This window comes from Streptomyces sp. AF1A (genome assembly GCF_047340315.1).
Classification (GTDB): Bacteria; Actinomycetota; Actinomycetes; order Streptomycetales; family Streptomycetaceae; genus Streptomyces.
Map to the genome: position 1 here is coordinate 19,788 of NZ_JBLEBI010000074.1, position 10,075 is coordinate 29,862.

Genomic DNA, 10,075 nt, shown 5'->3' on the forward strand with positions numbered 1-10,075 from the left:
GACGATGACCAGGGACAACAGCGGCGATGTCCGCCTCTCCGGTATCAGCAAGACCTACGCCAACGGCTTCACCGCCGTGCGGCCGCTCGACCTGACCGTGCCGCAGGGCTCCTTCTTCGCCCTGCTCGGCGCCTCCGGCTGCGGCAAGACCACCACCCTGCGCATGATCGCCGGCCTGGAGGAACCTTCCTCCGGCACCGTGCACCTCGGCGAGCAGGACGTCACGCACCTGCCGCCGTACAAACGGCCGGTGAACACGGTGTTCCAGTCCTACGCGCTCTTCCCGCACCTCGACATCTTCGAGAACGTCGCCTTCGGTCTGCGCCGACGCGGCATCAAGAGCGTGAAGAAGCAGGTCGAGGAGATGCTGGAGCTGGTCCAGCTCGGCGAGCAGGCGCGCAAGAAGCCGCACCAGCTCTCCGGCGGCCAGCAGCAGCGTGTCGCCGTCGCCCGCGCGTTGATCAACCACCCGAAGGTCCTGCTGCTCGACGAGCCGCTCGGCGCCCTCGACCTGAAGCTCCGCCGCCAGATGCAGCTGGAGCTCAAGCGCATCCAGACCGAGGTCGGCATCACCTTCATCCACGTCACGCACGACCAGGAGGAGGCCATGACCATGGCCGACACGGTCGCCGTGATGAACGCGGGCGGCGTCGAGCAACTCGGTGCGCCGACGGACCTCTACGAGAACCCGCGGACCACCTTCGTCGCCAACTTCCTCGGCACCTCCAACCTCATCGAGGCCGAGGTCGACACCACGAGCGGCGACGACATCGTGCTCAAGGCGGGCGGCGGCAAGCTCGTGCTGCCCGCGTCGCGGTGTTCGGCGCCCACGACGGCCGGCGGCAAGGTGCTGGTCGGCATCCGCCCGGAGAAGATCTCCCTCACCCACGCCGACGACGCCGGCTCGATACCCGAGGGCCGCAACCGCCTCACCGGCAAGATCGCCGACGCCAGTTTCATCGGCGTCTCCACGCAGTACGTCATCGACAGCCCGGTCTGCGACGAACTGTCGGTGTACGTGCAGAACGTCGAGCGGGACGGCCGGCTGGTGCCCGGCGCCGACGTCGTCCTGCACTGGAGCCCGGCGCACACCTTCGGTCTGGACGCGGCCCAGGACATCGACGCGGGCACCGAGGAAGAGGTAGCCGCCTGATGACGACGCTCACCGAGGCGCCCCCGCCACTCGCCCCCGCCGAGCCGAAGGCCAGGCCCCCGCGCAAGCGCGGCCGGTTCACGCCGTACTGGCTGCTGCTGCCCGGCATCCTGTGGCTGATCGTCTTCTTCGCGCTTCCGATGATCTACCAGGCCTCCACCTCCGTGCAGCAGGGCTCCCTGGAGGAGGGCTACAAGGTCACCTGGCACTTCGCGACGTACTGGGACGCCCTGTCCGAGTACTGGCCGCAGTTCCTGCGTTCCGTCTTCTACGCGGCCGCCGCGACGGTTCTGTGCCTGCTGCTGGGCTACCCGCTGGCCTACCTGATCGCCTTCCGCGCGGGCCGCTGGCGGAACCTGATCATGATCCTGGTCATCGCGCCGTTCTTCACCAGCTTCCTGATCCGCACCCTGGCCTGGAAGACGATCCTCGCCGACAACGGCCCGGTCGTGCACGCGCTGAACTCGCTGCACATCCTGGGCCTCACCAACTGGCTGGGCTGGACGGCCGGCGACCGCGTCCTCGCCACCCCGCTCGCGGTGGTGTGCGGACTGACGTACAACTTCCTGCCGTTCATGATCCTGCCGCTGTACACCTCGCTGGAGCGGATCGACCCGCGGCTGCACGAGGCGGCCGGCGACCTGTACGCCAGGCCGTGGACCACCTTCCGCAAGGTGACGTTCCCGCTGTCGATGCCGGGCGTGGTCTCCGGCACGCTGCTGACGTTCATCCCCGCGGCCGGCGACTACGTCAACGCCGAACTGCTCGGCTCCACCGACACCCGCATGATCGGAAACGTCATCCAGACGCAGTTCCTGCGCATTCTGGACTATCCGACGGCGGCGGCCCTCTCCTTCATCCTCATGGCCGCGATCCTGGCCATGGTCACGATCTACATCCGCCGGTCCGGGACGGAGGATCTGGTCTAAATGCCCTTCGTCAACTGGCTCAAGCGCCATCTCGTCGTCATGGCGGGCATCCTGACGCTCGCCTACCTGCTGCTGCCCAACGTCATCGTGACGGTGTTCTCCTTCAACAAGCCGAAGGGACGCTTCAACTACGAGTGGCAGCGGTTCTCCGTGGACGCCTGGAAGAACCCGTGCGGCGTCGCCGACATGTGCGGCTCGCTGTCCATCAGCCTCCAGATCGCGGTCTGGGCGACGATCGGCGCCACGATCCTCGGCACGATGATCGCCTTCGCGCTGGTCCGCTACCGCTTCCGCGCGCGCGGCGCCGTCAACTCGCTGATCTTCCTGCCGATGGCGATGCCCGAGGTCGTCATGGCGGCCTCGCTGCTCACCCTGTTCCTCAACATGGGCGCGCAGCTGGGCTTCTGGACGATCCTGATCGCGCACATCATGTTCTGCCTCAGCTTCGTCGTCACGGCCGTCAAGGCGCGCGTGATGTCGATGGACCCGCGCCTGGAGGAGGCCGCCCGGGACCTGTACGCCGGCCCCGTGCAGACCTTCCTGCGGGTGACCCTGCCGATCGCTGCGCCCGGCATCGCGGCGGGCGCGCTGCTGTCCTTCGCGCTCTCCTTCGACGACTTCATCATCACCAACTTCAACGCGGGCTCGACGGTCACCTTCCCCATGTTCGTGTGGGGCTCGGCGCAGCGCGGCACGCCCGTGCAGATCAACGTGATCGGCACGGCCATGTTCCTCGTCGCGGTCCTCGTCACGCTGGCCTCGATGCTCGTCACCAACCGTCGTAACAACCAGAAGGCCTGAGTTTCCGCAGGGCCTTTGTAGGGAGTTGAAAGTCATGGCCCCAAGCGCCATGAGCCGTGGCAAAGACAACTGGATCGCCTCTCTCTCCGAAGCCCGGCCGGTCCCGTACTGGCTGGACGACCCCGGCAAGCCGCACCCGGAGCCCGCCCTCACCACCACCGAGACCTGCGACCTGCTGGTCGTCGGCGGCGGCTACAGCGGACTGTGGACCGCGCTCAACGCCAAGGAGCGCGACCCGAAGCGGGACGTGGTGCTGCTGGAAGGCCGCGAGGTGGGCTGGGCCGCCTCGGGCCGCAACGGCGGCTTCTGCGCCGCGTCCCTGACGCACGGCCTGCCCAACGGCCTCACCCGCTGGCCCGGCGAGATCCACCGACTCGAGGAGCTGGGCCGGCGCAACCTCGACGAGATCGAGGCCGCGGTGGCCCGGTACGGCATCGACTGCGACTTCGAGCGCACCGGCGAGATCGACGTCGCGACCGAGACCTACCAGGCCTGGGAACTGCGTGACTGGCACCGCGAGCTGGAGAAGCAGGGCCTCGCGGACGGCATCGAGTTCCTGGACGCCGACGAGGTGCGCGAGCAGGTGAACTCGCCGACCTTCGAGGCGGGTCTGTGGGACCGCCGGGGCGTGGCCATGCTGCACCCGGCGAAGCTCGCCTGGGGCCTGAAGAGGGCCTGCCTGGAACTCGGGGTGCGGGTGTACGAGCACACACCCGCGCTCACCCTGAAGCAGTACGGCGCCGGGATGGCCGTGAACACCCCCTACGGCGCGGTCCGGGCCCGCAGGGTCGCGCTCGGCACCAACATCTTCCCGAGCCTGCTGCGCCGCGTGCGCTCCTACACCGTACCGGTCTACGACTACGCGCTGATGACCGAACCGCTGGGCGCCGACCGGCTGGCGGAGATCGGCTGGAAGAACCGGCAGGGGCTCGGCGACAGCGCCAACCAGTTCCACTACTTCCGGCTGTCCGCCGACAACCGCATCCTGTGGGGCGGTTACGACGCGATCCACCACTACGGCGGCCGGGTGCGGGCGGAGTACGACGACCGGCCGGAGACGTACGCCAAGCTCGCCGCCCACTTCTTCACCTGCTTCCCGCAGCTGGAGGGGGTCCGCTTCACCCACGCCTGGGGCGGCGCGATCGACACCTGCTCCCGCTTCTCGGCGTTCTTCGGCACGGCCCACCAGGGCAGGGTCGCGTACGCGGCGGGCTACACCGGGCTCGGCGTCGGCGCCACCCGCTTCGGCGCGGACGTCATGCTGGATCTGCTGGACGGGGAGCGCACCGAGCGGACCGAGCTGGAGATGGTCCGCAGGAAGCCGCTGCCGTTCCCGCCGGAGCCGTTCGCCTGGACCGGCATCGCCCTCACCAAGTGGTCCCTGGCCCGCGCGGACGCGCACGGCGGGCGGCGCAACCTCTGGCTGCGCACGATGGACCGGCTGGGGCTGGGCTTCGACAGCTGACGGTGACCCGGCTCGCTCCAAAGAGCCGGGAAAACCCGCGTAATGCCTTCCGGAGGGCCTCCCTCTCCCGTCGTGACGCGATCCGCGTCCGCGAAGGAGACAGGGAGGTCTTCTCATGACCGGGCACAAGACAGCGGTCGACTGGCTGGCGTCCGTCGCACCGGACCCCGACGCCTGCCGCTGGGAGTGGGAGCGCAACCCGCTCGGGGTGGTGCTGCTGCCCGCCGGCAAGGCCTGGGACGTCCTGATCCTGCCGGGCGGCCTCGGCCTGCCGACCCTGGACGTGCTCATCCGGGTGCTCGACCGACCCGGCCCGGTGCTCGTCGACTTCGGCGACCACCGGGCCGGCTTCTTCGTGCCGCCCGGCACCGCGGCCCGCTGGCTCGGCACCGGCATCCGCACCGCCGGGCCCGGCACCTGGATCGTCGTGCCGCATCCCGGGCGGGCGACCCGGGGAGTGCGGTGGCTGGTGCCCCCGGACGGCTCGGGCACGCTGACCGATCCGGCGCTGCTGGAGCTGGCGATGCACGAGGCGGCGGCCGGGCCGGCCGGGGGCCGGCGCGGGGGCGGTTAGCGTCCGCACACCTTGACACCGGGATTGGTCTGGACCAAGTTGAGGGCGCTCCACCCTCCAACTCCCCACTTTCCGGAGGCATCTGTGGACCGCACAAGACCCCTGGTCGCCCTCGTCGCGGCCGCGGCCCTGGCCGTGCCCGGCTCCGCCCTGCTCTCGTCGGCCGCCCGGGCGGCCGAAGCGGACGCGGTGCGCAACGGCGGATTCGAATCCGGCCTGGCCGGCTGGCGCTGCACCGCCGGTACGACGGTGAACTCGCCCGTGCACAGCGGCGGTTTTGCCCTGCAGGCGACCCCGGCCGGCAGCGACGACGCCCAGTGCACGCAGACGGTCACCGTCCAGCCGAACGCGCGGTACACCCTGTCGGGTTACGTGCGCGGCTCCTACGTGTACCTCGGTGCGAACGGCACCGGCACCACCGACGTGTCCACCTGGACCCAGTCCGCGCCCGACTGGCAGAAGCTGACCACCACCTTCACCACCGGCGCGGCCACGACCAGCGTGACCCTGTACACGCACGGCTGGTACGGCACCGGCACCTACTACGCCGACGACCTCTCGCTCGTCGGCCCGGGCGGCAGCGGCACCGGACAGCCGCCCGCGGCGCCCACCGGGCTGACGGCCGGCCCGGTGACCTCCTCCTCCGTGGCCCTGTCCTGGGCGGCGGTCGACGGCGCCATGGGGTACGCGGTCTACCGCGACGGGGTCAGGGTCCAGACGGTGACCGGCACCTCGGCGGCCGTCGGCGGCCTCGCGGCCTCGACGGCGTACAGCTTCCAGGTCACCGCCCTGGGCGACGCCGGAGAGTCCGCGAAGTCGGCCGCCGTGACCGCGACGACCGACGCCGGCACGGGCAGCGGCGGCGGCTCGTCCGACCTGCCCGCGCACGCCCTCGTCGGCTACCTGCACGCGAGCTTCGCCAACGGCTCCGGCTACACCCGCCTCGCGGACGTCCCCGACAGCTGGGACGTCATCGACCTGGCCTTCGGCGAGCCCACCTCACCGGCCTCCGGCGACATCCGCTTCAACCGCTGCCCGGTCACCCAGTGCCCCAGCGTGGAGAGCGACGCCGACTTCAAGGCCGCGATCAAGGCCAAGCAGGCGGCCGGCAAGAAGGTGCTGATCTCGATCGGCGGCCAGAACGGCCAGGTCCAGCTGACCACCGCGGCCGCGCGGGACACCTTCGTCTCCTCCGTGTCGAAGATCATCGACGACTACGGCCTGGACGGACTCGACATCGACTTCGAGGGCCACTCCCTGTCTCTCGACACGAACGACACGGACTTCAAGAACCCCACCACGCCGGCGATCGTCAACCTCATCTCGGCGTTGAAGACCCTGAAGGCGACGTACGGCCCCGGCTTCGTGCTGACGATGGCCCCGGAGACCTTCTTCGTGCAGATGGGCTACCAGTACTACGGCACCGGCAAGTGGGGCGGGCAGGACCCGCGCTGCGGCGCCTACCTGCCGGTGATCTACGCCCTGCGGGGCGACCTCACCCTTCTCCACGTCCAGGACTACAACTCCGGCCCGATCATGGGTCTGGACAACCAGTACCACTCCATGGGCGGCGCCGACTTCCACATCGCCATGACCGACATGCTCCTCACCGGCTTCCCGGTGGCCGGCGACGCGAACAACGTCTTCCCGCCGCTGCGGCCGGACCAGGTGGCGATCGGCATGCCGGCGTCGGCCAACGCGGGCAACGGCTACGTCGCCCCGGCCGAGGTCACGAAGGCCCTGGACTGCCTGACGAAGAGGACGAACTGCGGCTCCTACGCGACGCACGGAAGCCGGCCGGACCTGCGGGGCCTGATGACCTGGTCGGTGAACTGGGACCGGTACTCGAACTGGGAGTTCCAGAAGAACTTCGACGCGTACTTCGGCTGAGGGGCGCACTCCGGCCGAGCAGGACGGACAGGCCGGCCAGCAGCACCGCGCACAGCAGCCAGCCGGCCACCACGTCCAGCGGCCAGTGGTAACCCCGGCGGACCAGGCCGTACCCCACGCCGAGGTTGACCACGGCACAGACCGCCACCGCCAGGCGGCGCGCCGGCACCGAGCGCAGCCAGGGCAGGACGAGCAACGTCGCGGAGCCGTACGCCACCGCGGCGGTGGCGGTGTGGCCGGAGGGGAAGTAGCCGGTGCCCGGCGGCACGACCGGGGTGCCCGGACGGGCGGTCCAGTCCTTCAGGGGCACGATCAGCACCGGGACCAGCGCCATCAGGACCGCTGCCGCGGCCGGGGGCAGCCACCACCGGTCCATCCCGGCGGCCCGGCCCCGCCAGGCGACGAGGGCGGCCACGAGGGCCAGCACCGGCACGGCCACCTGGATGTCGCCGAGGTCGGAGAGCAGCTGGGAGAAGCGGTCCGGACGGACGAGGGCGTGGCTCAGGCGCTCGTCCGCACGCACCAGCGGGCCGCCGTCGACCACCTGCCAGGTGATCACGGCGAAGAGCGCAAGGAACAGACCCAGAAGCACAGCCATGGGGAACAGACTGGCAGGTCCCGTCACGTTCTCGCCGAGAAGGAGGTCGGCCGCCCCGGAACAGGGGGGGATGGTTCCGGGGCGGCCGTCCGGACCGGAACGTCGCGCGCCCCGGGGGGTTTGGGGCGGCGACCGTCCGATCGGTGAGGAGATCCCGGCGTCAGGCGCCGGTTGTGTGCGCGAGGGCACGGCCAGGTCGAAGCTGGGGAGGCCTCGGCCTGAGGTCGCCCACAGTCCCCTGTGGGCGGGGTGTATCTCTCATCTGGGTAGAACCTACGGCAGGCCGGGGCGCTTGGGCAGACGGAATCGCGTCCCGTCATCCACCTCGCACACCTTCTTCACACGGCCTGCCGCAGCGACCCTTCAGCGGTGCAGACCTGCTGCTCAGATGCGCGCGAACGCCTGCTCGAGGATGTCCAGGCCCTCGTTCAGCAGGTCCTCGCCGATGACGAGCGGGGGCAGGAAGCGCAGCACGTTGCCGTAGGTGCCGCAGGTCAGCACCAGCAGGCCCTCGGCGTGGCAGGCCTTGGCGAGCGCGGCGGTGGCCTCCGGGTTCGGCTCCTTGGTGGTGCGGTCCTTGACCAGCTCGATGGCGATCATCGCGCCGCGGCCGCGCACGTCACCGATGATGTCGAACTTCTCGGCCATGGCGGTCAGGCGGCCCTTCATGATCTCCCCGATGCGCCTGGCCCTGGCGTTGAGGTCCTGTTCCTTCATCGTCTCGATGGCGCCGAGCGCACCGGCGCAGGCCACCGGGTTGCCGCCGTAGGTGCCGCCGAGGCCGCCGGCGTGCGCGGCGTCCATGATCTCGGCGCGACCGGTCACGGCGGCCAGCGGCAGACCGCCGGCGATGCCCTTGGCGGTGGTGATCAGGTCCGGGACGATGCCCTCTTCCTCGCAGGCGAACCACTGGCCGGTGCGGCAGAAGCCGGACTGGATCTCGTCGGCGACGAAGACGATGCCGTTGTCCGCGGCGAACTGGCGGATCGCCGGCAGGAAGCCCTTGGCCGGCTCGATGAAGCCGCCCTCGCCGAGCACCGGCTCGATGATGATCGCCGCCACGTTGTCCGGGCCGACCTGCTTGGTGATCTGGTCGATGGCCTGCGCGGCGGCCTCCGGGCCGGCGTTCTCCGGGCCGGTCGGCCAGCGGTAGGCGTAGGCGACCGGGACGCGGTAGACCTCGGGCGCGAACGGGCCGAAGCCGTGCTTGTACGGCATGTTCTTCGCCGTCAGCGCCATGGTCAGGTTGGTCCGGCCGTGGTAGCCGTGGTCGAACACGACGACCGCCTGCCGCTTGGTGTAGGCGCGGGCGATCTTGACGGCGTTCTCGACGGCCTCGGCGCCGGAGTTGAACAGCGCGGACTTCTTGGCGTGGTCACCCGGGGTCAGCTCCGCGAGGGCCTCGGCGACCGCCACGTAGCCCTCGTACGGGGTGACCATGAAACAGGTGTGGGTGAAGTCGGCGAGCTGGGCGCTCGCGCGGCGGACGACGGCCTCGGCGGACGCGCCGACGGAGGTGACGGCGATGCCGGAGCCGAAGTCGATGATCCGGTTGCCGTCGACGTCCTCGACGATGCCGCCGCCCGCACGGGTGACGAACACCGGCAGCACGGAGCCCACGCCCTGCGCGACCGCGGCGGTGCGGCGGGCCTGCAACTCCTGCGACTTGGGGCCGGGGATGGCGGTGACGACGCGGCGCTCCTGCGGAAGTGCGGTCATGCGGGGCTCCTGGGGTATTACGGACGCTTTCTTCTTTTCTCGCAGGCTAAGACGGCCACCGGGGACTGGGCATGCTCCATGTGGGCACTGTCCGGCGTCGCCGTTGTCCGTGGTGGACATAGCCAGGGCGTGCGGGCCACGCGGTGGACGGGCGGCCCCGAAGAAGGACGCACGGCCGCGTAAGCGGTGAACTCCCCTTCCCGGGGCGTTAGATTGGCTCGCTGATGGTGGACGGAACGGCTGGTCAGGGGGCAGGGCGGATGGACAGCGACGGGACGCGGGACGCACGCGGCACGCATGCGAATCCTGTGCCGCGCCCGGCGGCTCCCCTGGAGGGGCCCGCCGTGCCGGCGATGCCCGCGGCCCCCCCGGGCGCGCCGCCGAGGCCGGACGGCTCGGCCTTCCTCAGTTGGCTGCGCGCGCCCCGCCCGGAGGCGGCACCCGGCGTATGGCGCTTCGGGTACCGGCCCCGGCCCGAGCAGGAGCCCGAGCGGATCCCGGGCCGGCAGCTGATCGGCGGCGCGCTGATCTCGTTCCTCGTGGGCTGGCTGGTGTGGTCCCTGCTGTGGAACGGCTACCTCGGCGGCTGGTGGGTGCTGCCCCTGCAACTGCTCGTCCCGGACTCCTGGCGCAACAGCGACAGCAACGTCGCCCGGGCCTTCCTCTGGTACGGCTACTACACCCTCATCGCCTTCGCCATCCTGCTCGTCGTCGCCCGCCTCGGCCGCTGGGCCGAGGTCTGGCGCCGCTACGGCCCGCCCGCCTGGCGCCCGGCGCTGCCGGTGGCCGAGCGAGCGCCCACCCCCGAACAGGACCCCGCCGAATGGCCCCAGCTGCGCCGGGCCGGCGCCCAGGAGGCCGCCGAGCGGCTGGCCGCGGAGGCGAGGGCCGGGCCGTGCATGGCGCTGCGTTTCATGTGGTCGCGCCACACGCTACGGCTGAGATG

7 protein-coding genes and 2 pseudogenes are annotated in these 10,075 nt (G+C 70.8%); 7 read left to right on the top strand and 2 right to left on the bottom strand.

The window, feature by feature from the left end:
* The first annotated feature begins 4 nt into the window (after positions 1 to 4).
* The 6 genes from ACLU3S_RS20470 (at position 5) to ACLU3S_RS20495 (ending at position 6,812) form a co-directional block, all read left to right on the top strand.
* On the top strand, positions 5 to 1,153 hold the full coding sequence (locus ACLU3S_RS20470; protein WP_413953353.1) for an ABC transporter ATP-binding protein: 1,149 nt from the start codon (positions 5 to 7) through the stop codon (positions 1,151 to 1,153).
* Positions 1,153 to 2,082, top strand: coding sequence for an ABC transporter permease (locus ACLU3S_RS20475; protein WP_413953354.1), 930 nt, complete (start codon positions 1,153 to 1,155; stop codon positions 2,080 to 2,082). The genes ACLU3S_RS20470 and ACLU3S_RS20475 overlap by 1 nt, the downstream gene beginning before the upstream one ends.
* A complete protein-coding gene (locus ACLU3S_RS20480; RefSeq protein ID WP_413953355.1) occupies positions 2,083 to 2,883 on the top strand; it encodes an ABC transporter permease in 801 nt (266 codons plus the stop codon).
* Between the two features lie 34 nt (positions 2,884 to 2,917).
* A complete protein-coding gene (locus ACLU3S_RS20485) occupies positions 2,918 to 4,348 on the top strand; it encodes an NAD(P)/FAD-dependent oxidoreductase (protein ID WP_413953356.1) in 1,431 nt (476 codons plus the stop codon).
* A gap of 115 nt (positions 4,349 to 4,463) precedes the next feature.
* Positions 4,464 to 4,922 carry a hypothetical protein gene (locus ACLU3S_RS20490; RefSeq protein WP_413953357.1) on the top strand — a complete coding sequence of 153 codons (459 nt, stop codon included), beginning with the start codon at positions 4,464 to 4,466 and terminating at the stop codon, positions 4,920 to 4,922.
* A gap of 84 nt (positions 4,923 to 5,006) precedes the next feature.
* Entirely contained in the window at positions 5,007 to 6,812 is a 1,806-nt protein-coding gene (locus ACLU3S_RS20495; RefSeq protein ID WP_413953358.1) for a chitinase, read from the top strand.
* An 82-nt stretch (positions 6,813 to 6,894) separates the two neighbouring features.
* On the opposite strand, the pseudogene ACLU3S_RS20500 reads toward ACLU3S_RS20495, so the two are convergent.
* Positions 6,895 to 7,410 (bottom strand): annotated as a pseudogene (locus ACLU3S_RS20500) (phosphatase PAP2 family protein); the annotation flags it as partial.
* Positions 7,411 to 7,794: 384 nt separating this feature from the next.
* Positions 7,795 to 9,129, bottom strand: coding sequence for a 4-aminobutyrate--2-oxoglutarate transaminase (gene gabT, locus ACLU3S_RS20505; protein ID WP_413953359.1), 1,335 nt, complete (start codon positions 9,127 to 9,129; stop codon positions 7,795 to 7,797).
* A 260-nt stretch (positions 9,130 to 9,389) separates the two neighbouring features.
* Here gabT and ACLU3S_RS20510 point away from each other — a divergent pair.
* Positions 9,390 to 10,075, top strand: a pseudogene (locus ACLU3S_RS20510) (ATP-binding protein); the annotation flags it as partial.